Source organism: Pseudomonas nitroreducens TX1, from assembly GCF_000313755.1.
Classification (GTDB): Bacteria; Pseudomonadota; Gammaproteobacteria; order Pseudomonadales; family Pseudomonadaceae; genus Pseudomonas; species Pseudomonas nitroreducens_A.
Genome location: NZ_AMZB01000083.1, coordinates 17,360 through 39,518, shown reverse-complemented (window position 1 = coordinate 39,518; position 22,159 = coordinate 17,360). Strand labels below are relative to the sequence as shown.

General features: G+C 66.5%; 23 protein-coding genes. 8 read left to right on the top strand and 15 right to left on the bottom strand.

What is annotated here, in order from left to right; all coding sequences use genetic code 11:
* Positions 1-263: 263 nt before the first annotated feature.
* From C167_RS0105585 to C167_RS0105575, 3 genes are read right to left on the bottom strand one after another with little or no spacing between them, the layout of a single operon-like run.
* Positions 264-1,025 carry an SDR family oxidoreductase gene (locus C167_RS0105585; RefSeq protein ID WP_017517275.1) on the bottom strand — a complete coding sequence of 254 codons (762 nt, stop codon included), beginning with the start codon at positions 1,023-1,025 and terminating at the stop codon, positions 264-266.
* The gene (locus tag C167_RS0105580; RefSeq protein ID WP_017517274.1) at positions 1,022-1,978 is read right to left on the bottom strand and encodes an alpha/beta hydrolase; all 957 of its coding nucleotides are present in this window, start codon (positions 1,976-1,978) and stop codon (positions 1,022-1,024) included. Before C167_RS0105580 ends, C167_RS0105585 begins: the two co-directional genes overlap by 4 nt.
* Positions 1,962-3,437 (bottom strand): flavin-containing monooxygenase, encoded by a 1,476-nt coding sequence (locus C167_RS0105575; RefSeq protein WP_026078825.1) that lies wholly within the window; start codon positions 3,435-3,437, stop codon positions 1,962-1,964. Before C167_RS0105575 ends, C167_RS0105580 begins: the two co-directional genes overlap by 17 nt.
* A 146-nt stretch (positions 3,438-3,583) precedes the next feature.
* Between C167_RS0105575 and C167_RS0105570 the strand changes: the two genes are divergently transcribed.
* On the top strand, positions 3,584-4,600 hold the full coding sequence (locus tag C167_RS0105570; protein WP_026078824.1) for an AraC family transcriptional regulator: 1,017 nt from the start codon (positions 3,584-3,586) through the stop codon (positions 4,598-4,600).
* Between the two features lie 17 nt (positions 4,601-4,617).
* Here C167_RS0105570 and C167_RS0105565 read toward each other — a convergent pair whose 3' ends face one another.
* From C167_RS0105565 to speE, 3 genes are all read right to left on the bottom strand, one after another.
* Positions 4,618-5,403, bottom strand: coding sequence for a sulfite exporter TauE/SafE family protein (locus tag C167_RS0105565; protein ID WP_017517271.1), 786 nt, complete (start codon positions 5,401-5,403; stop codon positions 4,618-4,620).
* Between the two features lie 300 nt (positions 5,404-5,703).
* The gene (locus C167_RS0105560) at positions 5,704-7,779 is read right to left on the bottom strand and encodes an LTA synthase family protein (RefSeq protein WP_017517270.1); all 2,076 of its coding nucleotides are present in this window, start codon (positions 7,777-7,779) and stop codon (positions 5,704-5,706) included.
* Between the two features lie 322 nt (positions 7,780-8,101).
* Positions 8,102-8,962, bottom strand: a complete 861-nt coding sequence (gene speE / locus C167_RS0105555) for a polyamine aminopropyltransferase (RefSeq protein WP_017517269.1) — start codon at positions 8,960-8,962, stop codon at positions 8,102-8,104.
* A gap of 193 nt (positions 8,963-9,155) precedes the next feature.
* Here speE and C167_RS0105550 point away from each other — a divergent pair, with 193 nt between their 5' ends.
* Both C167_RS0105550 and C167_RS0105545 read left to right on the top strand, forming a co-directional pair.
* Positions 9,156-10,067 carry a DNA-3-methyladenine glycosylase family protein gene (locus tag C167_RS0105550; RefSeq protein ID WP_017517268.1) on the top strand — a complete coding sequence of 304 codons (912 nt, stop codon included), beginning with the start codon at positions 9,156-9,158 and terminating at the stop codon, positions 10,065-10,067.
* Between the two features lie 2 nt (positions 10,068-10,069).
* Positions 10,070-10,546 (top strand): methylated-DNA--[protein]-cysteine S-methyltransferase, encoded by a 477-nt coding sequence (locus C167_RS0105545; RefSeq protein WP_026078823.1) that lies wholly within the window; start codon positions 10,070-10,072, stop codon positions 10,544-10,546.
* A 9-nt stretch (positions 10,547-10,555) separates the two neighbouring features.
* On the opposite strand, the gene C167_RS0105540 is transcribed toward C167_RS0105545, so the two are convergent.
* The gene (locus C167_RS0105540) at positions 10,556-11,107 is read right to left on the bottom strand and encodes a methylated-DNA--[protein]-cysteine S-methyltransferase (protein WP_017517266.1); all 552 of its coding nucleotides are present in this window, start codon (positions 11,105-11,107) and stop codon (positions 10,556-10,558) included.
* Positions 11,108-11,116: 9 nt separating this feature from the next.
* On the bottom strand, positions 11,117-11,695 hold the full coding sequence (locus tag C167_RS0105535; protein WP_017517265.1) for a helix-turn-helix domain-containing protein: 579 nt from the start codon (positions 11,693-11,695) through the stop codon (positions 11,117-11,119).
* Positions 11,696-11,762: 67 nt separating this feature from the next.
* On the opposite strand from C167_RS0105535, the gene C167_RS0105530 reads away from it, so the two are divergent.
* Entirely contained in the window at positions 11,763-12,290 is a 528-nt protein-coding gene (locus C167_RS0105530) for a dihydrofolate reductase family protein (protein WP_017517264.1), read from the top strand.
* A 493-nt stretch (positions 12,291-12,783) separates the two neighbouring features.
* Here the strand turns inward: C167_RS0105530 and C167_RS0105525 are convergent, their stop codons facing one another.
* The 6 genes from C167_RS0105525 to aroC form a co-directional block, all read right to left on the bottom strand.
* On the bottom strand, positions 12,784-12,975 hold the full coding sequence (locus C167_RS0105525; RefSeq protein ID WP_017517263.1) for a PLDc N-terminal domain-containing protein: 192 nt from the start codon (positions 12,973-12,975) through the stop codon (positions 12,784-12,786).
* A gap of 72 nt (positions 12,976-13,047) precedes the next feature.
* Positions 13,048-13,731 carry an acireductone synthase gene (gene mtnC, locus C167_RS0105520; protein WP_017517262.1) on the bottom strand — a complete coding sequence of 228 codons (684 nt, stop codon included), beginning with the start codon at positions 13,729-13,731 and terminating at the stop codon, positions 13,048-13,050.
* 293 nt (positions 13,732-14,024) lie between these two features.
* On the bottom strand, positions 14,025-14,570 hold the full coding sequence (locus tag C167_RS0105515; protein WP_017517261.1) for a 1,2-dihydroxy-3-keto-5-methylthiopentene dioxygenase: 546 nt from the start codon (positions 14,568-14,570) through the stop codon (positions 14,025-14,027).
* A gap of 47 nt (positions 14,571-14,617) precedes the next feature.
* Positions 14,618-15,244, bottom strand: a complete 627-nt coding sequence (locus C167_RS0105510; RefSeq protein ID WP_017517260.1) for a methylthioribulose 1-phosphate dehydratase — start codon at positions 15,242-15,244, stop codon at positions 14,618-14,620.
* Entirely contained in the window at positions 15,228-16,391 is a 1,164-nt protein-coding gene (locus C167_RS0105505) for an MFS transporter (RefSeq protein ID WP_026078822.1), read from the bottom strand. The genes C167_RS0105510 and C167_RS0105505 overlap by 17 nt, the downstream gene beginning before the upstream one ends.
* A 58-nt stretch (positions 16,392-16,449) precedes the next feature.
* On the bottom strand, positions 16,450-17,541 hold the full coding sequence (gene aroC, locus C167_RS0105500; protein ID WP_017517258.1) for a chorismate synthase: 1,092 nt from the start codon (positions 17,539-17,541) through the stop codon (positions 16,450-16,452).
* Between the two features lie 123 nt (positions 17,542-17,664).
* Here aroC and C167_RS0105495 point away from each other — a divergent pair, with 123 nt between their 5' ends.
* Together C167_RS0105495 and C167_RS0105490 are read left to right on the top strand one after the other, a co-directional pair.
* Entirely contained in the window at positions 17,665-18,711 is a 1,047-nt protein-coding gene (locus tag C167_RS0105495) for an alpha/beta hydrolase (protein ID WP_017517257.1), read from the top strand.
* A gap of 48 nt (positions 18,712-18,759) precedes the next feature.
* Complete coding sequence (locus C167_RS0105490; RefSeq protein ID WP_017517256.1) at positions 18,760-19,539, top strand: hypothetical protein; 780 nt, start codon at positions 18,760-18,762, stop codon at positions 19,537-19,539.
* Positions 19,540-19,905: 366 nt separating this feature from the next.
* Here the strand turns inward: C167_RS0105490 and prmB are convergent, their stop codons facing one another.
* The gene (prmB, locus tag C167_RS0105485; protein WP_017517255.1) at positions 19,906-20,820 is read right to left on the bottom strand and encodes a 50S ribosomal protein L3 N(5)-glutamine methyltransferase; all 915 of its coding nucleotides are present in this window, start codon (positions 20,818-20,820) and stop codon (positions 19,906-19,908) included.
* Positions 20,821-21,000: 180 nt separating this feature from the next.
* Here prmB and C167_RS0105480 point away from each other — a divergent pair, with 180 nt between their 5' ends.
* Both C167_RS0105480 and C167_RS0105475 read left to right on the top strand, forming a co-directional pair.
* The gene (locus tag C167_RS0105480) at positions 21,001-21,597 is read left to right on the top strand and encodes a cysteine hydrolase family protein (RefSeq protein WP_017517254.1); all 597 of its coding nucleotides are present in this window, start codon (positions 21,001-21,003) and stop codon (positions 21,595-21,597) included.
* 173 nt (positions 21,598-21,770) lie between these two features.
* Positions 21,771-22,091, top strand: coding sequence for a hypothetical protein (locus C167_RS0105475; RefSeq protein ID WP_017517253.1), 321 nt, complete (start codon positions 21,771-21,773; stop codon positions 22,089-22,091).
* The last annotated feature ends 68 nt before the right edge of the window (positions 22,092-22,159 follow it).

Genomic DNA, 22,159 nt, shown 5'->3' with positions numbered 1-22,159 from the left:
GCGCCTGAGCTCGCGACCTGCCGCTCCTTTGGCGCTTCGCGCCGTTCGGCGGCGACGGGCGGCAGAAAGGCGCGCCATCCCGCGCCGCTGGCCGCCCCACGCTATGCACAGGCCTGTCATGGCCACGCCCAGCGCCATGGAACCCAGCGCCCCCGGCCAAGGTGAGTCGCCGGACCAGCGACTGAGCAGCCAGCCCAGGCCGAAGGCTGGGGTTCCGGATCTTGCTGCATGGGATGGCGTCCTTCGCCGCCCCTCCAGTCTCCTCAGGCACGGCTGAGCCAGGCCATCACCCAACGGTTGATCGCCGGTGGCGACAGCTGGCCGGACCAGTACATCGCGCGGAACATCGCGCCGATGGGCCGGTGGACAGCGCCGCTACGGGCCTGCCGCCACGCGGCCAGGGCGATGTCCTCGGCGACCAGGGTGACGCCCAGACGGCGCAGCACCGGCGGCTCGAAGGTCTGGTTGGCGACCATCGGCGTGCGCACGAAGGGCGGCATCAAGTCGGCGACGCGGATGCCCAGCTCGCGCCACTCGAGCTCCAGAGCCTCGGTCAGTCCGCGCACGGCGAACTTCGACGCCGAGTAGCTGGCCATCTGCGGCACGCCATAGAGCCCGGAAGCCGACCCCATGTTCAGCACCTGCGCACCCGGCGTGCGCTTGAGGTAAGGCAGCGCGGCGTAGCAGCAATTGAGTACGCCCTGCACGTTGATGGCGATGATGCGGTTGTGCTCGGCAAGGCTGATGTCCTCGAAGCGGCCGAAGCGCAGGATGCCGGCGCAGTTGAACAACAGGCGCAGATGCCCGCCGTTGGCTTCGGCGAACTCGCGCACTGCCGCCGTTACCGCCTCGGCGTCGGTAACGTCCAACGCCCGCTGCCAGGCGCCACCCAGCTCGGCAGCCAGGGCTGCCAGCGGCTCGGGATTGAGGTCGAGCAGGCCGACGCGCCAGCCGCGCTGGTGGAACAGCTTCGCGGTGGCGGCACCGATGCCCGAGGCCGCCCCGCTGATCAGAAGGGTGTTCATCGCTGCATTCCTTGCATGGAGGCGGGTTGGAGATGGTGGGCGAGGAAGACGGCAACGTCCTGTAGCGCGCGATCTGCCACGTCCAGCAGGCCGGCATGGGCCTGGAACACGTGCCAGCATCCGGGGAAGCGCTGCAGTTGCACCGTGTTGCCGTAGCGCCGCGCGGCGTCGGCGAAACGCAGGCTGTCATTGCGCAGCACCTCGTCTTCGCCGACCTGGATCAGCGGCAGGCCGTTGAGATCGGCGTGCAGCGGCGACAATCGCGCGTCTGCACGGGGCACGCCCGTCGGGCAGAACATCGCCATGGCGCTGTCCATCCAGGCGCGGGTGATCAGCGGGTCGCCCGCCGCCGGCGCATGCAGATGCTCGTTGGAGAGATCGGTCACCGGCGAGAAGGTCACCAGTGCCCCCGGCATCGGCAGGCCCTGCGCCTTGGCTTCCAGCGCCAACTGCAGGGTCAGGTGGCCGCCGGCGGAATCCCCGGCCACCGCGATGGCCGACGCGGGAATGCCCTTGTCCAGCAGCGCGCGGTAGGCCGCCACGGCGTCTTCACGCTGCGCGGGGAAGCGATGTTCGGGCGCCAGGCGATAGTCGATCACCCAGACCTCGGCCTGGCACAGCCGCGCCAGGTTGGCGGTGATCGCCCGGTGGGTGGCCGGCGAGCCGATCAGGTAGGCGCCACCGTGCAGGTAGAGGATCACCCGGCCCTCGCCCGCGCCCTGCGGCCGCCAGACCTCGGCGGGCACGCCGCCCAGGCTCGTCTGCTCGCGATGCACGCCTCGCGGCGTCAGCGTGGCGGCCGTCAGCCCACGCAGCAGCGCACGCTGCGCCTTCACCGGCAACGGCGGGCCCATCAGCCCGCGGAACAGCAGGTTCAGCGCGCCGCGCAAAGTGGCGGTCAGCAGTTTCTGGCGGGTCGACAGCGTTACCACGGGTTCAACGGATGCAGTCATAGTCGGCAAACTCCGGCTGACGGGTCTGTTGGCGGTAGCGGAAGGTGAAGCCCGGCCAGTTCACGGTATTGCGGCCACTTGCGGTCTTGTACCAGCTGCTGCAACCGCGCTCCCAGATGGTGTGCTGCAGGTCGTGCTGCAACTGGCGGTTGAAGCCCTGCTGCGCCTGTGGCTTGAGGTCCAGGTACTTCAGGCCGTCGCGCTGGATCCGCTGCAGGCAGCCGAGCACGTAGGGGAACTGGCTTTCCAGCATGTAGAGGATGGAGTTGTGCCCCAGGTTGGTGTTGGGCCCGTAGAGGATGAAGAAGTTGGGGAAGCCGCTGACGCTGATGCCCTTGTAGGCCTCGGCGCCGTCGCTCCAGGCCTGGTTCAGCTCACGTCCGCCGAGGCCGGTGATGCGCATCGGTGCGAGGAACTCGGTGGCGGCGAAACCGGTGCCGTAGATGATCGTATCCACCGGATGGCGTACCCCGTCGCGGGTGACGATGGCGTCCTCGGTAACCTCGCGGATACCGGTGTCCACCAGCTTCACATTGCTGCGCGCCAGCGCCGGGTAGTAGTCGTTGCTGATCAGGATGCGCTTGCAGCCCATGGGGTAATCGGGCTCCAGCCGCGCGCGCAGTTGCGGATCACGGATGCTCTTGCGCATATGCAGATGGAAGCTGATCCGCATGATCTTCATCAGCGGCGGGAACACCGTGAAGGCCAGCGCGCGCGCCTCGTGCTGGATGTACTTCAGGCCGCGGTCCAGGCGCTGCAGCCAGGGCAGCCGTGATTTGATGCGGCGCTCCCAGTCGGCATAGGGACGGTCCGGCTTGGGAATCACGTAGGCCGCGCTGCGCTGGAACAGCAACAGCTCGCTGACCCTCGGCGCAATCTGCGGGACGAACTGGATGGCGCTGGCACCGGTGCCGACCACCGCGACACGCTTGCCCTCCAGCGGCGTGCCGTGGTCCCACTGCGCGGAGTGAAAGGCCTTGCCCTGGAAGCGCTCGATACCCGGCAGCTTCGGGATCAGCGGGCGGCTCAGCTGGCCAAGGGCGCAGACCAGCGACTGGGCGCGCAGCTCCTCGCCGTCGGCGCAGGTCACCCGCCACTCGCCGGCGCCTTCGTCAAAGCTCGCCTCGCTCACTTCGCAGTGGAAGCGGATGCGCTCGCGCAGGCGGTACTTGTCCGCGCAGTGCCGGGCGTAGTCGAGGATTTCCGCCTGGGGCGCGAACTTGCGCGACCAGTCGGCCTTGGGTTCGAAGGAAAAGGAATACAGATGCGAAGGCACGTCGCAGGCGGCGCCCGGATAGACGTTCTCGCGCCAGCAACCACCGACGTCGGCGGCCTTTTCGAGGATCAGGAAGTCCTGGATGCCCGCTTGCTGCAGGCGGATCGCCAGGCCCAGGCCGGCGAAGCCGGCACCGATGATCAGCACGCGCGGGGCGGCCGATCGACGGGATGATGTTGTCATTGTTGTGCTCCCGGTTTCGAGGTCCGCGCAGCGGCGGATGACACCATCCTAGTGCGACTTCCCGCCGCGGGTTATGGCATAGTCGGACATAAAATTGTGACTTTCGGTCACCCCTGATTTTCGGTCATTTGAAAGCCGAGGCCCCGATGCCAGCCCTCCCAACCTGGTCGCCCAGGCGCAGTGCCATCAGCGTGCAGCTCATGACCCAGTTCGGCCTCGACCACGGCATGACCCTGGAACAGTGCCTGGACGGCACGGGCCTGGACATCGGGGTGCTCGCCGACCCCGGCGCCGAAGTGGAAGCCGCCCAGGAGCTGGAGCTGCTGCGCAACGTCAACCGGCAGATCGGCCAGCGCCCGGGTATCGGCCTCAAGGCCGGCCTGCGCTATCACCTCAACACCTATGGCATCTGGGGCTTCGCCCTGCTCAGCAGCTCGACCTTCCTCAGCGCGGCGCACCTGGGCCTGCGCTACCTCGACCTGACATACGCCTTCCACCGCATGACGCTGGAGGAACACGACGGCGAGGCGCATCTGGTACTGGACGATGCGGCCGTGCCGGAAGACCTGCGCGATTTCCTCATCGACCGCGACGGCGGCGGCGTGCTGCGCATCCAGCGCGACCTGACCAACCAGCCTCCGCCGATCCGCCAGGCGCTGTTTCGCCGCGAGGCGCCGGCCGATCTGCAGCCGTACGTCGATGAACTGGGCGTGATGCCGCTGTTTGCCCAGGCGGAAAACCGCATCGTCTTCGACAGCCGCATCCTGGAAATGCCGCTGCCCGGGGCCAACCCGGAGGTGGCGCGCCGCTGCGAGGAGCAGTGCCGCGCCCTGCTCGCCCGGCGCCGGGTGCGTACCGGGTTGTCCGGGCAGATCCGGGATCGCCTGCTGGGCACGCCGGGGCGGCTGCCGGACATGGAACAACTGGCGGATGAACTGCACATGACGTCGCGCACGCTGCGCCGCCGGCTGGAAACCGAAGGCAGCAGCTATCGCGCCCTGCTGGACGAGGTGCGCCAGGCCCTGGCCGAGGAGTTGCTGGCCACTGGGGCGATTCGTCTGGAGGAGATCGCCGAGCGGCTCGGCTATGGCGAGGTGTCGAACTTCATCCACGCCTTCCGACGCTGGAAAGGCGTGACGCCCGGGCGTTTCCGCCGCGGCTGAGCGCTCGGGAAAGAGACTTAGAAGACCAGCTTGTAACCGATCATCGCCAGCATGATCGCCAGGCACGGGCGCAGCATGCCATCCGGGATGCGCCCGGCCAGGTGGCTGCCGATGTAGATGCCCGGCAGCGAGCCGATCAGCAGGTAACCGAGCAGGCCCCAGTCCATGTTGCCCATGCTGGCGTGCCCCAGGCCGGCGATCAGGGTGAGCGGCACGGCGTGGGCGATCTCGGTGCCCACCAGACGGCGGGTGGCGAGGAAGGGATAGAGAATGAAGAGTGCCACGGTGCCCAGTGCGCCGGCACCGATGGAGGTCAGCGCGACCATCGCACCGAGGATGGCGCCGGTGACGACGGTCAGAGTATTCAGGCGCGGGCCGCTGAAGTGGAAGCTGTCGCCGGCATGACGCTGGGCGAAGGCCAGTACCTGCTTCTTGAACAGCACGGCCAGGGCGGTGAGCAGCAGCACGACACCCAGGGCGTTCTTGATTACCGCGTTCATCGCCGCGGTATCAGTGTGCAGGCTATGCAGGAACAGCAGCGTCAGCGCCGCCGCCGGGACGCTGCCCAGGGCCAGCCAGCCGGTGATGCGCCAGTCGATGTTGTCGTTCTTGCGGTGAACCAGGACGCCGCCGGACTTGGTGATGGCGGCATAGAGCAGGTCGGTGCCTACCGCGGCGGCGGGGTTGATACCGAACCAGAGGAGAATCGGCGTCATCAGCGAACCGCCGCCGACACCGGTCATTCCCACGATAAAGCCAACGACAAGACCCGCGATTACGAAACCGATATTGCCAACATCCATCTACGCGTCCTGACTGGCGAAACTGATCACCTCGTGGTGTGGGCGGCAGGATAACGGCTTTTCTTATAATCCATTAGATCGATGTGGTCTTACTTTATAACCTCTTCTTACTGAAGATTCTGTCGTCCATTCCGACACCAAGCCCTCTGGCCCGGCGTTTTCTGTCGGAGCGAGCTTGCTCGCGGACAATTCCCAGACCACCAGGCCAGAGCGGTTCGCGAGCAAGCTCGCTCCTACAAAAGGCAAAACCCTCGCCCATGAAAAAAGGGGCCCGAAGGCCCCTTTTCACTTACCGCTCGATCACTTCACGCCAGGCTTGCCGTCCACCACCCCAGCGGTGTTGTCCAGCAGGCTCTTGGTAGCGGTCTGGATGAAGGACTCCAGGCGCAGGCGCAAGGCTTCCTGGTCCGGCGCGTTGTCCACACGGGTCACGCCGAAATCCTTGCCGAGTTTGTAGTCATAAACGCGGATGTCGCCTTCCTTGGGCTTGATCAGGATGCGGTTGCCGGAAATCACCGCCACCACCTGTTCGCTGCCCGACGGCTTGATCACACCGATGCCCTTGTCGCCGGCCGGCAGGTTCAGCAGATCGCGGCCCCAGCACTGGTGGCGGGTTTCACCGCCCAGGCGGCCCATGATGGTCGGGGCGATGTCGACCTGGGTGCCTACGGTATCGCGGGTGGCGCCGAACTTTTCCTGGATGCCCGGAGCGATCAGCAGCAGCGGCACGTTGAAACGGAACAGGTCCATCTCGGTGAGCTGCTCCGGCGCGCCGAAGCCGTGGTCGCCAACGACCACGAACAGGGTGTCCTTGTAGTACGGCGACTTCTTCGCCTTCTCGAAGAACTGCCCCAGCGCCCAATCGGAATAACGCATCGCCGTCAGGTGCTCGTCCAGGCTGCCGAAACCGGTCACCGGCTTCACCGGCAGGTCCTTGGGCAGCGCGTACGGGACGTGGTTGGAGAGCGTCTGCAGCAAGGCATAGAACGGCTTGCCGGTGGCCTCGAGCTTGTCCAGTTCCTCGTTGCCGCGGGCGAACATGTCCTGGTCGGACACGCCCCAGGTCGGATCGGAGAACACCGGGTTGACGAAGTCGTTACGGCCAATGAACGAGGTCATGCCCTGGTTGGCGAAGAAGCCGGACTGGTTGTCCCAGGCAAAATCGCCGTTGTAGACGTAGACGTCCTCGAACTGGCGCGCCGACAGCAACTGCGGAATACCGGAGAACTTGTGACCGCCCTCGGGCGTCTGCATCAGGTATTCGAAGCCCGGCAGGTTGGGGAAGCATGCCATGGTGGCGAACATGCCCTGGTGGGTGTGGGTGCCATTGGAGAAGTACTGAGTGAACAGCAGGCCTTCTTTCGACAACTGGTCGAAGTACGGTGTGATGTCGCCCTTGCCGCCCAGCGCACCGACGAAGTGGCCGGCGAAGCTTTCCATCAGGATCACCACGACGTTCTTGATCGGCAGCGTACCGTCAGCCGGCGGGGTGTAATCGCGGCGGATGGCGGCATCGTCGGCGTCGACCAGCTTGTCGTCGGGTACCAGCAGCATGTTGCGGACGGTGTCACGAGCCTGCTCGACCGGCAGGGTAGCCTTCCAGATGTTGTCGCGGTCCTCGCCGAAGCGGTCCTCGGCGGCCTTGATAAGCGTCATCGTGCCGTTCAGGCCCAGGTGGTTGGCGAACATCGAGTCAGTGGTGAAGGCATCGCCCCAACGCAGCGGCGGCCCCTGACGCAGGGTGCCACGGGCGGCGACCACGCAGACCACGATCACCACCAGCATCACCGCGACTCGGATGTACCAGGCGGCGACGGCAGCGCCGGAAGCACTCGGGCGGGTCGCCCGGTCGATGCCACGGAACACGAGGTACAGCAGCCAGGTGGCAACGGCCCAGGCCAACAGATAACGGACGACCGGGTAGCCGTACCAGATCATGCTCATGACCGTCTTCGGGTCTTCGGACATGTACTGGAATACCAGGCTGTTCAGGCGCTGGTGGAACTCACGATAGAAGTCCATCTCCAGCACGCCGAGGAACAGCGTGAGGCTGGCGGTGATGGTCAGCCAGGCTTTCCACAGCCAGCGCCAGCCCATGGCGCGAGCGCTGGCCATGGCGAACACCAGCGGGGCGATGAGATAGACCACCACGCGGATATCGAAGCGCATGCCGGTGATGAAGGCCTCGACGAAGGTGGACGCCGGGGTGCTGCCGATCAGCTCGCGGTTATAGATGAGCAGTGCCAGGCGCAGCAGGGAGAACATCACCATCAGCGCAACGACGCTGAGCGCGGTGAACGCCAGGTGGCTGGACACGGTGGGCCGCGTAAGGCTCGCACCGGTCTGGCGGTTGGTCAGGACTTCTGATTGGCCCATTTCTTGGTTCCGTTGTGAACGTTCAGGGTTCGAAGGTGCGTCGCCGTGCCGGACAGCAATACCACCCGCACGAGCGCGAAAGGCTGCGGCATTACACCGCAAAAGCAGCGGCGTCGCATTCTATTGTGCGCGCCTTAAGCAGGCATTAAGCCTGGCCGGGGATTCGTTTCGGGATGATGCAAGCGTGAACCGGCGCAGGTCGGACCGCCTGAGGGCGGGGATAGTGCCGGACGGCCTGTGAAGAAAATGTCCCGACAGGCGGGAAATCCAGGGACATCGTGCCCCTGCCCGCCGCGCGCAGCGCGCGACGGGCAGCGTTGCATCAGTCGTTGGCCGGCTTGCCGATGGCCTGCAGCACATACTGCGGCAGGGCGAAGGCGCCCTGGTGGATGGCCGGGTTGTAATAGCGGGTCTGGATGCCGCTGGCAGCGAAGCGCTGGGCCAGGGTGGCGGCGTCGACCTTGCGCAGCGCCGGGTTGGTCGAGCCCCAGGCGAAGGTCATCGAGCCGCCGATGTAGGTCGGCACGGCCGCCTGGTAGAAGTGCCAATCGGCGAACAGGCCGTTCATCCGGCCGGCGGTGTTGCGCACGGTGTCCAGTTGCATGAAGGGCGTACCGTTCTGGGTCACCAGCACGCCGCCCTCGTTCAGGCAGCGGTGGCAGGCCTGGTAGAAGTTTTCCGAGAACAGCACTTCGCCCGGACCGATCGGGTCGGTGGAGTCGGAGATGATGACGTCGAACTTCTCCGTGGTGGTGGCGACGAAGCGCATGCCGTCGTCGATCACCAGGTTCAGGCGTGCATCGTCGAAGGCACCCCGGGAATGATTCGGCAGGAATTCCTTGCACATGTCGACCACGGTGCCGTCGATCTCGACCATGGTGATGTGCTCGACGCTGGCGTGCTTGGACACCTCGCGCAGCATGCCGCCGTCGCCGCCACCGATGATCAGCACACGCTTGGCCGCACCATGGGCGAGGATCGGCACGTGGGTGAGCATCTCGTGGTAGATGAACTCGTCAGCCTCGGTGGTCTGGATCACGCCGTCCAGCGCCATCACCCGCCCCATGCGGGCGTTCTCGAAGATCACCAGGTGCTGGTGCTCGGTGCGCACCTCGTGGAGCATCCTGTCGACGCTGAAACGCTGGCCATAGCCGTCGTAGAGGGTTTCCTGGTAATCGTGCATGGGCTGGGCTCCCGTCGGGACAAGACAATAGGAGGGGACGGCCGCGCCGCCCCGAAAGAGGCGCGCATTCTACGTGCCCGACGATGACAGGTCGAACCCTGCCGTCGGCGCCCTCCACCTGAGGAGCCGGGCATACCCGTTTGAAAGTCAGGCGCGGGAGGACAGCCCGGCGCGCAACAGGTAAGGTCGCAGCATGAAAAGCACAGCCCCCGCTTCCCGGATCATCCGCCTGCCCTACCACGCCCCCTGGGACTGGCAGCAGTTCCACGACCACTTCGCCCTGCGCAGCCTGGCGGGCGTCGAATGCCTATCCCCGCGGCGCTACGCCCGCAGCGTGCGGCTGGGCGCGGATAATGGCTGGTTCAGCGTGGAGCCCATGGATGACTGCGCTGAACTCGAACTGCAGTTGCACCTGCCTGCCCCGCACGCCGAAGCGCTGACGGCACGGGTGCGCAAGATGTTCGACCTCGACAGTGACCCCGCCCATGTCGCCCGCCACCTGAGCGACGACACCGTCCTCGGCCCGCTCCTGCTGCAAGCCCCCGGGCTGCGCCTGCCCACCGCATTCGACCCGTTCGAACAGGCCGTGCGCGCCATCGTCGGCCAGCAGGTCACGGTGAAAGCCGCGGTGACCATAGTCGGGCGGTTGGTGCAGCGCCTGGGCGAGCCCTTGCCGGGAGGCGCAGAAGTCGAAGGCCAGCCAAGCCGCCTGTTCCCGACGCCCGAGGCCCTGGCCGAAGCCGACCTCGCCGGCATCGGCATGCCCGGCAAGCGCGTGGAAACCCTGCAACGCTTCTCCGCCGCCTGTGCCAGCGGTGCACTGGCACTGCACGTGGACGACGGCGCCGAGGACCTGGTGAAACGCCTCTGCGCCCTCCCCGGCATCGGCCCGTGGACCGCGGAATACGTCGCCCTACGCGCCTTCGGCGACCCGGACGCCTTCCCCGCCGCCGACCTGGGCCTGCTCAAGTCGCCGGTCTGGGGCCCCACCGGCATCACCGCCCGCGAACTGCAACGCCGCGCCGAAGCCTGGCGGCCCTGGCGCGCCTACGCCGCGGTCTACCTATGGCACGCTTACTCCCAGGCCGGCCGCACCGGAGGATGATCATGCGCTACCGCTATCACGACAGCCCCACCGGCCGTCTGCTGCTGGCCGGCGACGAAGGCGGCCTGCGAATGCTCTACATGGACCTGGAAGTGCGGCATTACCCGCAGCCGGAATGGCAACAGGGCAGCCCGCTGCTGGATGACGTGGCGCGACAGCTGGACGAATACTTCGCCGGCAAGCGCCAGCGCTTCGATGTGCGCCTGAACACCGGCGGCACCGCGTTCCAGCGCCAGGTCTGGCAGGCATTGCTGGATATCCCCTACGGCTTCACCACCGTCTATGCCGAACTGGCGCGGCGCATCGGTCGGCCCACGGCAATCCGCGCGGTGGGCGCGGCCAATGGCGCCAATCCCATCAGCATCATCGTCCCGTGCCACCGGGTGATCGGCAGCAACGGCAGCCTCACCGGCTACGCCGGCGGCCTGCCGCGCAAGGAACTGCTGTTGCGCCTGGAAGGCGCGCTGGAAAGGGCCTAGCCGTTCGCCCTAGAAAAAGTCGAAGGCGGTCTGCGCGGCTTGAGGGTCCTCGTAGCCTTCCAGGGCCAGCAGGCGCATTTTCGAGATGCTGCCGCCCGGCGCGGAGAATCCGCCGGTCTTGCCGCCGCTGGCGAGCACGCGGTGGCAGGGAATGATCAGCGGGATCGGATTGCTGCCCATCGCCTGCCCCACCGCGCGGGACAAGCCGACATCGCCCAGGCGCCGGGCGATCTCGCCGTAGGTCGTGGTTTCGCCGCGTCCCAGCTGGAGAATGTCGTCGTAGACGCGGCGGTGGAAATCGCTGACTGCGGACAGGTCCAGCGGCAGATCGTCGAAGGACACCGCCTCACCCCGCGCATACCCCAGAATCAGCTGGCGCGCCTCGTCGATGAACGGCGGCCAGTAGGCGGTTTCGCTGCCGAGCGGGTCGAAACGCTCGCGCAGGCTGTGCACCGGGTCGCCCGGCAGATAGACGCGCGTGATTCCCTGCGGGCTCCAGGCGAGCCCGAACCAGCCGAGGTCTGTTTCGATCAGGCAATAATGCATCAGGCGAGTCTCCATCCCGGCGCCTTATCCCGCAACCTTTTCCGCCTTCAGCACGACTTCGCACCAGCGCCGCAGCTCGGCACCAACGGCGCTGGCCGGGTCGTCCTGACGCTCGAAGGCCCACCACAGCTGCGCGCCCTGCCATTGGCTGGCCATCAGGCGACCGAGGATCGGCTGACGCTGCGGATCATCGCTCAAGCGCCGCCCCAACGCCCCGGCCAGCGCGGCGCCCCACTGCGCACCACGCTCGCGAAGCAGCGGGTCACGCATGTCCTCGCGCAGGATCAGCAACCCCTCCGCGTAATCGGTCTCGCCCTCGCCCACCGGGAACATCGCCACCAGCATCTGTACCGCGCCTTCCGGGCTCAGCTCGGCGCTCGCATCGAGCTGCGCGGTCTGCTCATCCAGCCGGTCCCAGGCACGCAACAGTACGGCACGAAGGAACTCGGCCTTGGTGGCATGGCGCTGCACCAGCGTCGCGGCGGATAGCCCTACTTCACGGCCTACCGCGGCAAAAGTCACCGCATCGGGCCCTTCACGCACCATCAGCGCCATGGCGGCGTCGAGTATCGCTTCGTCACTCACCGTCTTGGTTCGAGCCATGCCTCCCTCTTTTATAAATGAACATTCATTTATATATTGATGCATAGATTACCCAAGGAGACTCAGCATGGCCAGGATTCTCGGCTACATCGCCACCAGCCTCGACGGCTTCATCGCCACACCGGAACACGGGCTGGACTGGCTGTTTAGAAATGACCAGCTACAACTGGGCGAGCACGACTACAACCTGTTCCTCCAGCGCATTCGTACCGTCGTCATGGGCCGAGCGACCTACGAGTTCCTCGCCGCCGATCCCGGCCCCTGGCCCTACGGTGCACAGCGGGTAGTGGTGGTGACTTCCCGCCCCATCGTCGCCCCGAAGGGCCCGCTGGAAACCCGCCAGGATGTCGACGCACTGATTGCGGAACTGCGCGCGCTGGACGACGGTGACGTGTGGATGCTCGGCGGCGGCCAGCTGCAGATGGCCTTCCTGGAGCGCGGGGCGCTGGATGAGCTGGAAATCTATGTGATGCCGGAGATCATCGGTGGCGGCTTTCCACTTTTCCCCGCGACCGGCCTGCGGGTCTCGCCGACGCTGCTGTCGGCCAAGGTCATCGAGCCGGGGTGCGTGCGGATGCATTATCGGTTTGAGTGAGCGGCGGCCGGGCGTTGACGTGCGGTCGGCGGGATTTCGCGGACAAGGTCCGCTCCTACGGGCAAGACCGTGCCTCCGGTTTGGCTTTGGCTTCGTAAGACGTCCAGAGAAATACCCGCACACTTGGAACGCCCCGTTCAGGAGGCCTCGTTGAGGTGGAGTTTCAGGGGTTGAGCGACATGGATGTCGCGCGAGCGCTGTCGGGCCAGGGATGGCCCGTCAAGGGGGACGCCTGGTTCGTGCCCCTGAAACTGCGCTTCAACGAGAGTATTTTTCGCCCCAAGCGAAAAACCGGATGTCCGGGACAAGACCTTTGCGCTCTTTGGGGCGTTTGCCAAAGAAGGTCGCCCGAGGTGGCGAAACACAGAGTCCACGCCACGCCGAAGCAGCGCTGAAATCCCCCGAGCCGAAGCAGAAAGAACCTCCACCTTTGGAGCCAGGACAAACGCCGTCCTGCCGGGGGATCGCGGGCATGGCCCGCTCCTGTTAGGCGTTAGACCCTCACATTCCCCCGCGGCCCGGCGACAGCCCAGATGATCAAGCCCAGCACCGGCAGGATGACGATCACCAGAATCCAGATGATCTTCAGCCCCATCTCGGCGTTGCTTTTCACCACGTTGATGATCGCCCAGATATCCAGGGCGAAGATGATCAGACTGATCAGGCCACTCAGGGTCGAACCCATGTAGAAAATCCCTTTGGATGATGGAGGTCTGATCAGCATAGCCGCCCGCGCCGCATTGGCACGGGCATGGTCTCAGACCCGCGCCGGGTCGATCACCGCGAAGCTGGCCACGGTGTCATGGCCCTCCAGCACGCCGCCCTCGCGGGCCAGGCCAATGGTCTGCAGGCCGGCCTGCTGGGCGGCGTCCAGCTCCTGCACCACGTCGGAAAGGAAGAGGATTTCCTCGCCCGGCAAGCCCACGGCGGCAGCGATACGCTGGTAGGACCCGGCCTCGCGCTTGGGCCCGCTGGTGGTATCGAAGTAACCGGAGAACAGCGGCGACAGGTCGCCCGCCTCGGAACAGCCGAAGATCAGCTTCTGCGCCTGGATCGAGCCGGAGGAATAGACGTACAGCCGGTAACCCTCGGCGTGCCAGTGGCGCAGCGCATCGACGGCGTCCGGGTAGACGTGGCCCTTGAGCTGGCCGGCGCGGTAGCCCTGCTCCCAGACCATGCCCTGCAGCGCCTTGAGCGGCGTCGCCTTGCGGTCTTCGGCGATCCAGCCGAGGAGAATCTCGATGCAGCGTTCGGTGTCGGCATTCGCTTCGCCGCTGTCGGCGCGCACGGCAGCCAGTTGCTCAGCTACGGCTGGCTCGGCGGCGTGCTCGCGCACGTAGTCCGGCAGGTGCGCGGCGGCGTAGGGAAAGAGCACGTCGAAGACGAAGCTGACCGCGCTGGTGGTGCCTTCGATGTCGGTGAGGATGGCTTTGATGGGCATGGGGACTCCAGGAAAGCAAAACGGCTCGGGCAAGAACCCCTCGCCCTGAAGGGAGAGGGCGCTTATCGGGTATCCGGTAAGACAGGTGCTTCCCGATAACTCCGGACACTCCCCTCTCCCTTCAGGGAGAGGGTCAGGGAGAGGGTGGTTCAGGTAACGACCGTGGGTGGGTGCACACACGGCCATCGTTCTTTATCAGGCTCCGCCGCGGGACTCGTTCGCGAGCAAGGACTAGGCGTCCCTCTTGGTCCTACGAAGAGCAGGAAACGCCCGGCAACGCCGGGGCGGGAAAATCAGTCTTCCAGCAACGGAAAGCGCTTGGCGATCTCGTCGCCGGTGAACTTCGCGACCCAGCCCTCGGCATTGTTGAACAGGCGGATGGCGACGAAATGCGGGCGCTCGCCCATGTCGAACCAGTGGCGGGTGCCGGCGGGCACCGAGATCAGGTCGTTCTTCTCACATTGCACGGCGTAGACGTGGTCCTCGATGTGCAGGGTGAACAGTCCGCGGCCGGCGACGAAGAAGCGCACTTCGTCCTCGCCGTGGCGGTGTTCGTCGAGGAACTTCGCGCGCAGCTCGTCCTTCTGCGGATGATCCGCGGTGAGGCTGACCACATCGACGGTGACGTAGCCCTCCTCTTCCTGCAAACGGCGAATCTCGTGCTGGTAGGCGGCGATCACTTCTTCCTGGCTGGCGCCGGGCACGATGGGGGCGTTGGCCGCCCAGCGCTGGAAGCGCACGCCCAGCTCGCCGAGGGTGGCGGCGATGTCCTCGGCGTGGGTCAGCAGCTTCAGTGGCTGCTCGGGATTGGATTCGTGGTAGACGGTCAGGCTGCTCATGGTCGTTGTCCTTCTGGGCTTTTTTCTCAAAAGCGGGCCGGATTCGCTCAGCGCGTGCCGCCGCGAAGGCTCAGTACTTTCAGTTCGCATTCGAAGAGGAATTCGAAGGCTTCGATCTGGCGCAGGGCATCGGCCATGCGTGGCCCCCAAGTGTACAGGCCGTGGCCGCGGATCAGGTAACCGGGGCAGTCCGGATGCGCATCGAGCCAGGGCTGCACCTTGGCGGCCAGGCGGGCGATGTCCTGGTCGTTGTCGAAGATCGGCACGGTGACGCGGCCTTCATGGGTGGTGACGCCGCTGAAGGCCTTCTGCAGTTCGTAGTCTTCCAGCTCCAGGCGGTCGCCGGCGGTCAGGCGCGACAGCACGGTGGCGTTCACCGAATGGGTGTGCAGCACCGCGCCGATCTCCGGTCGCCAGGCATAAAGCTGGGTGTGCAGCAGCGTTTCCGCCGAGGGCTTCTTGCCCGGCTCCAGGCTGTTGCCGGCGAGGTCGGTTTCCAGCACGTCGTCCTCGCCGAGCTGCCCCTTGTGCTTGCCCGAAACGGTGAGCAGCGCGCGGTCGGCAGCCAGGCGCGCCGAATAATTGCTACTGGTGGCCGGCGACCAGCCGCGGCCATAGAGGAAGCGGCCGGCGTCGATGATCTGCCGGGTCAGCTGTTCACGGGTGTCGTTCATGCGGGTCCTCGTTCAGACGGGTCCAGATGATGAAGGTGGCGGCCAGCGCGGCGATGCTGGCAATGGCGAAGGTCCAGGCCGGGCCAAGGCTACCCCAGCTGTAGCCGGAGTAAAGCGCACCCAGCGCGCCGCCGGTCCCCGCCAGCGCTGCATAAAGCGCTTGCCCCTGGCCCTGCTGGCGCGCCTGGAAGCTGCGCTGGACGAAATGGATGGCGGCGGCGTGGAAGCTGCCGAACGTAGCGGCGTGCAGGAGCTGGGCGAACAGCAGTATCGGCAGGTACCCGGCCAGCGTTCCCAATAGCAGCCAGCGCAAGGCAGCCAGCAGGAAGCTCGCCGCCAACACCTGACGCAGGGTGAAGCGCTTGAGCAGGCGCGGCATGACCAGGAACAGCAGCACCTCGGCCACCACGCCCAGCGCCCAGAGCTGGCCGATCAAGCCACGGGCATAGCCGAGCGCCTCCAGGTGCAGGGTCAGGAAGGTGTAGTAGGGGCCGTGGGATAGCTGCATCAGGCACACGCAGACGTAAAACGCGAGCACGCCGGGGCTGAGCAGTTGCTTGAGAAAACCGCCGGCGCTGGCCTCGTCCTGCCGCGCCGGCGGCTGGGCGTTCGGCACCCACCAACTGGCGCCGACGATGCCGAGCATGATCGCCAGCAGCGCCAGCGGGTAAGCGTCCAGGCTGGCGAACTCGAACAGCCAGCCCAGGCCAACCACGGTGCAGATGAAACCGATGGAGCCCCACAGGCGTACCCGGCTGTAGGTTTCCGTGCGGCCCTTGAGGTGCGCAAGTGTGATGACTTCGAACTGCGGCAACACCGCGTGCCAGAAGAACGCGTGCCCGGCCATGATCAGCGCCAGCCAGGCGTAGCTGTGGCCGAGGAAGATGCCGGCAAAGCACAGCGCCGTGCACACCGCGCCAAAGCGCACGATGGCCAGACGTTGGCCGCTGCGGTCGCCCAGCCAGCCCCACAGGTTCGGCGCCACGCAGCGCATCAGCATGGGGATAGCGACCAGCTCGCCGATACGCGGCGCCGGGAAGCCCAGGTGATGGAAATACAGCGCGAGGAACGGGGCCGTCCCGCCCAGCAGGCAGAAGTAGAAGAAGTAGAAACTGGACAGCCGCCAGTAGGGAACCTGAGCCATCAGCGGCAGGAGGCACGTGACGCTCCCGCGGACCAGGCGGCTCGCGGGAGGTTCAGGTCACTCAAAGCTGGCCGAGGACCGGGGTACCGACCTTCACGTCGGCGTTCTGCGCGCGATGGCGCAGCAGGTGGTCGAGCAGCACGATGGCCATCATCGCCTCGGCGATGGGGGTCGCGCGGATGCCCACGCAGGGGTCGTGGCGGCCCTTGGTGATCACGTCCACCGGGTTGCCGTCCACATCGATGGAACGGCCGGGGGTGGTGATGCTGGACGTCGGCTTGAGCGCCAGGTGAGCGATGATCGGCTGGCCGGAGGAGATACCGCCGAGGATGCCGCCAGCGTTGTTCGACAGGAAGCCTTCCGGGGTCAGCTCATCGCGGTGCTCGGTGCCACGCTGGGCGACGCTGGCAAAACCGGCGCCGATTTCCACGCCCTTGACCGCGTTGATGCTCATCAGCGCATGGGCCAGTTCGGCGTCCAGGCGGTCGAAGATCGGCTCGCCCAGACCCGGCGGCACGCCTTCGGCGACCACGGTGATCTTCGCGCCGACCGAATCCTGGTCACGGCGCAGCTGGTCCATGTAGGCCTCCAGCTCCGGCACCTTGTCCGGGTCGGGGCTGAAGAAGGCGTTGTCTTCGACGCTGTCCCAGGTCTTGAAGGGAATTTCGATCGGGCCGAGCTGGCTCATGTAGCCGCGCACGCGGATGCCCATGCCCGCCAGGACCTTCTTGGCGATGGCGCCGGCGGCCACGCGCATGGCGGTCTCGCGCGCCGAGGAACGGCCGCCGCCACGGTAGTCGCGGATGCCGTACTTGTGGTGGTAGGTGTAGTCGGCGTGGGCCGGGCGGAACAGGTCCTTGATCGCCGAGTAGTCCTTGGACTTCTGGTCGGTGTTGCGGATCAGCAGACCGATCGGCGTGCCGGTGGTCTTGCCCTCGAACACGCCGGAGAGGATCTCCACCTCGTCGGCTTCCTGGCGCTGGGTGGTGTGGCGGCTGGTGCCGGGCTTGCGGCGGTCCAGATCGCGCTGCAGGTCTTCCAGGGAAATCTCCAGGCCGGGCGGGCAGCCGTCGACGATGGCGACCAGCGCCGGGCCGTGGCTTTCGCCAGCGGTGGTGACGGTGAACAGCTTGCCGTAGGTGTTGCCGGACATGCGAGGCTCCGCGAAAAGACTTGGTTTGCAAAAGGCCGAGCAGTATACCTGCGTCAATCCGCCCTGCGAACCTTCGCCGCCTGCGAGGATCAAAGCGCCATCAGCCCCATCGCGAAGTCCTCGATGCGCCGTCTTGCCCTGCTCTGCCTCTGCCTGTTCGCCGGCCTCGCCTCGTCAGTGACCCTGGCCGCCCCCTCCAGCATCCTGCAACGCCCCTATGACCTGGATACCGGCCACGGCGTTCTGCGCGGCACCCTGCTGCTGCCGCAGGCCCCGGCTTCCCAGCCACAGAACCCGCCGCCCGTGGCCCTGCTGATCGCCGGCTCCGGCCCCACCGACCGCGACGGCAACAACCCCGAGGGCGGACAGAACGCCTATCTGCGCAAGCTGGCCGAGGCGCTGGCGGAAAACGGCATCGCCAGCGTGCGCTACGACAAGCGCGGTGTAGCCCGCAGCCTGCCGGCGGCGCCGCGCGAGGAAGAGCTCAGCGTCGAGGCCTACGTCAGCGACGTGGTGGCCTGGAGCGACAAACTCGCCCACGACCCGCGGTTCGGCCCACAGATTCTCATCGGCCACAGCGAGGGCGCGCTGATCGCCAGCCTGGCTGCACCGAAAACCCACGCCGAAGCGCTGGTTTCCCTCGCCGGCAGCGCCCGTCCCATCGGCGTCGTGCTGCGCGAGCAGTTGCAGGGCCGACTGCCTCCGCCGCTACTGGCCCAGGCCGACCAGTTGATCGACGGCCTGCAGGCGGGGCGGTTGCAGCCCCGCGTGCCGGAACCGCTGAAAGTGCTGTTCCGCCCCAGTGTGCAGCCCTACCTGATCTCGCTGTTCCGCCAGGACCCGGCCCGAGCATTCGCCATGCTCAAGCTGCCCACCCTGATCCTGCAGGGCACCAACGACATCCAGGTCGGCATCGAGGATGCCCAGGCGCTCAAGAGCGCCAAGCCCGACAGCGACTTCCACCTGATCTCGGGAATGAACCACATCCTGCGCATCGTTCCGACCAGCGGCCCGCAGCAACTCGCCTCCTACAACAACCCCAACCTGCCGCTGGCCCGCGAGCTGGTGCAGCACGTCACGACTTTCATCCGGCAGGTGCAGACCCTGCCCGGTGGCACGCTGGCGTCATCTGGAGCGATCGTCTCAAGAAATCCGCCGGTGCGTCGATAAACCACGGGAGAGCACTGGCCACGCCCGCCAGGCCCCGAGGTAGCCCCAATGACCGAAGCCGAACAGACCGCCGTCGCCGCCGACGAGGCCGCCGCCCGCCCGCACCCCTGGGCGGAGCTTGCGCCGGAACACTATCGCCTGCTGCGCCTGGCGCCATTGCCCACCGACCGCACCACCGGTGCCCGGCCACTGCGTTTCGTCCAACTCGGCCGGGTGGAACGCCACAACGCCGAGCAGAGCCTGCTGCGCCTGACCATCCAGGTGCCCGGCCAGGTGCTGCGCAAGGAAGTGAACCTGCTGGAGGTCTGGGCGGACCACCGCAACAAGGAAGTGCGCTTTGGCGCCGATTCAGGCTTTGCCACCGAACCGCTGAACCGTGGCCTTGGGCGCTTCCTGCTGGCCCAGGGCGTGGCGTGGGCGAAGAGGAAGTGGTCGCACTACCGCGTCGAGGGCGGCGCGCTGGCGATGAAGGACGTGCCCAACGAAGAGGCCCGGCAGCGCCGCGACCACTTCCTGCGCGCCCAGGGCTTCGACGTGATCTACGAGGATTCGCGGCTGCTGAAGGCGCGCTACAGCGTCGGCCGGGTCAGCGAGTTGTATGACGACTGGCACAAGGACAAGGTGCAGATACTCCCATTGCTGGAAGCCGGCGCCATGCTCGAACAGGCCGACCAGAACCTCGCCACCCAGGCCAACGAGATCCGCCGGCTGGAGCAGCGCATCGAGACCTTCCGCCGCGACGACACCAGCCTGCGTTTCACCATTGCCTGCCTGACGGTGTTCGCCGTGTTCCAGGCAGGACTGCTGATCTGGATCGCCACGCACTGAGGCGCGGCCGGCGTGCGATCGCGGACGAAGTCCGCTTCTACCCAAAGCTCACCCTCGCGTAAGAGCAACGGTCTTTCTCAGAATTCGTACCTGCGATTTCCCTCTCCCTGAAGAGAGAGGGGACTGGATCGGTGCCGGCTGAAACGACAGTGTCAGCCGGCATGGATAGCGCCCTATCCCTTCAGGGAGAGGGCTGCCCCGCACAGAAATTCGCCTAGGAGCGGACTTCGTCCGCGACCGGCCAAGCCCCGCGCTGAACCCATCCGAAGCCGCTTTTCGTAGGAGAGAGCTTGCTCGCGAACCGCCCAGCCTCGTCGTGGCCGGTGAGCACTGTTCTCGAGCAAGCTCGCTCCTACAGCTTCGAATTCAGGCGTTTACGCGGGACTTGAACAGCGCCTGGTGCTCCCGGCACTGCTGCGCCGAGAGGAGGAACACGCCGTGGCCGCCGTACTCGAACTCCAGCCAAGTGAAGTCCACCTCCGGATAGAGCGCCGCCACATGCACCTGGCTATTGCCCACTTCCACCACCAAGGTGCCGCGCTCGGTCAGGTGATCCGCGGCTTCGGCCAGCATCCGCCGCACCAGGTCCAGGCCGTCATTACCGCAGGCCAGGCCCAGCTCGGGCTCGTGGTGGTACTCGGCAGGCATGTCGGCGAAGTCTTCGGCGTCGACATAAGGCGGGTTCGACACGATCAGGTCGAAACGCTGGCCCGGCAGGCCGGCAAAGCCGTCGCCCTGAACGGTGTAGACGCGCTCGCCCAGCTCGTGGCGCTCGATATTGATGTTGGCCACTTCCAGCGCATCGAACGACAGGTCGCCCAGCACCACCTCGGACTCCGGGAAGGCGCTGGCGCAGGCGATGCCGATGCAGCCCGAACCCGTGCACAGGTCGAGGATTCGCGCAGGGTCAGCCGCCAGCCAGGGCTCGAAGCGGCGCTCGATCAGCTCGGCGATGGGGGAACGCGGCACCAGCACGCGCTCGTCCACCACGAACGGCATGCCGCAGAACCAGGCTTCGCCCAGCAGGTAGGCGGTGGGCACGCGCTCCTCGATGCGCCGGCGCAGCAGGTGCATCAGGTACTCGCGCTCCTCGTCCTCGAGGCGGCAGTCCAGGTAGGCATCGGCCATTTCCCACGGCAGGTGCAGCGCGCCCAGCACCAGCTGGCGGGCTTCGTCCCAGGCGTTGTCGGTACCATGGCCAAAGAACAGTTCCTCGGCGTGGAAGCGGCTGACGGCCCAGCGGATGTGGTCACGCAGGGTCAGCAAACGGGATTGGGTCACGGCAGCAGTCCTCGCAGCTCGCAAAAAGGGGCGCATTCTAGCGGAACGCGGGGGCTCTGGGGTGCCTCCGGGCAGTTCCTCAGAAGAATGCCAATACCACTTTGGCGCGAGTTCGCAAAGATTCACAGCGGACGCGTTACGGCCCACAATGAGTGAACATGCATTTACAGGAGTCCAGACATGTCCCATCCGCTCAGCATGCTGCAGATCAGTGGGCGCGGATATCCGCCGGCCACCCTGCGCCAGAGCACTCTGTTGATCATCGACGCCCAGGAGGAGTACCGCAGCGGCGTGCTCGCGCTGCCTGACCTGGACGCCGCTGTGGCGCAGATTCGCCTGCTGCTGGAGACGGCCCGGAGCATGGGCACTCCCATCGTCCACGTGCACCACCTGGGCGTGGTCGGCGGCCTGCTCGACCCGCAGGGCCCGCGCGGCCGCTTCCTGCCCGAACTGGCCCCGCTGCCGGGCGAGGCGGTGGTGGACAAGCGCCTGCCCAATGCCTTCGCCGGCACCGACCTGCATGACCGCCTGCAGGCCAGCGGCCGCCTGGACCTGATCGTCTGCGGGTTCATGACCCACTCCAGCATCAGCACCACGGTGCGTGCCGCCAAGGACTACGGCTACCGCTGCACCCTGGTGGACGCGGCCTGCGCCACCCGCGACATTCCCACTCCCGAAGGTGGCGTGCTTGCCGCCCGCGACCTGCACCGTGCGGAAATCGCCGCCCTGGGCGACAACTTCGCCGCCGTGGTCGCGCAGGCCCAGGCGCTGGTCTGACGCCACTCGTCCCGACGGGCAGCAACGACAAGCGTCCGGGGTTAGGCTCAGCTTAGGCGCGCAAGCCCGCGAACCCGTTCACCCCGCGGGTTCGCCGCGCTTCCCGACCCTGGGGTTGGAACCCCACCCATCCCCACCGGTCATAGCCTCGTTCAACAGATGAGGAAGTCGGGATGAAGATGACCGAGAAGTTCGACCCACCCAGCCTGCGCCCGAAACGTCCGGGCCGCTGGCGCTGGCGCTTCGCCGCCGCGATCGCCGCGGTGATCGCCACTTTCGGCATCCTGTCCAGCATGGCCGGCGTCGCCGCCCTGCTCCGCCGCCAGCCCGCCGTGGGCGTGCTGCACATCGAACCGGGCGCCGGCGCCGTGCTGCTGGTGATCGGCCTGCTCTGCCTGTGGCTGGGCATCACCTTCTGGCGCGCTGCTCGCCGCCGTGCCCGTGGCCGCGACGGCCTGAGCCTGTCGCCGCGACTGATGAAGCGCCGCAACTGATGTGTTGGGTGAATTTCCGTAGGACCTGCATGATCCGTTAGACTGCGCGGCTCTTCGAGGAGGTGCGC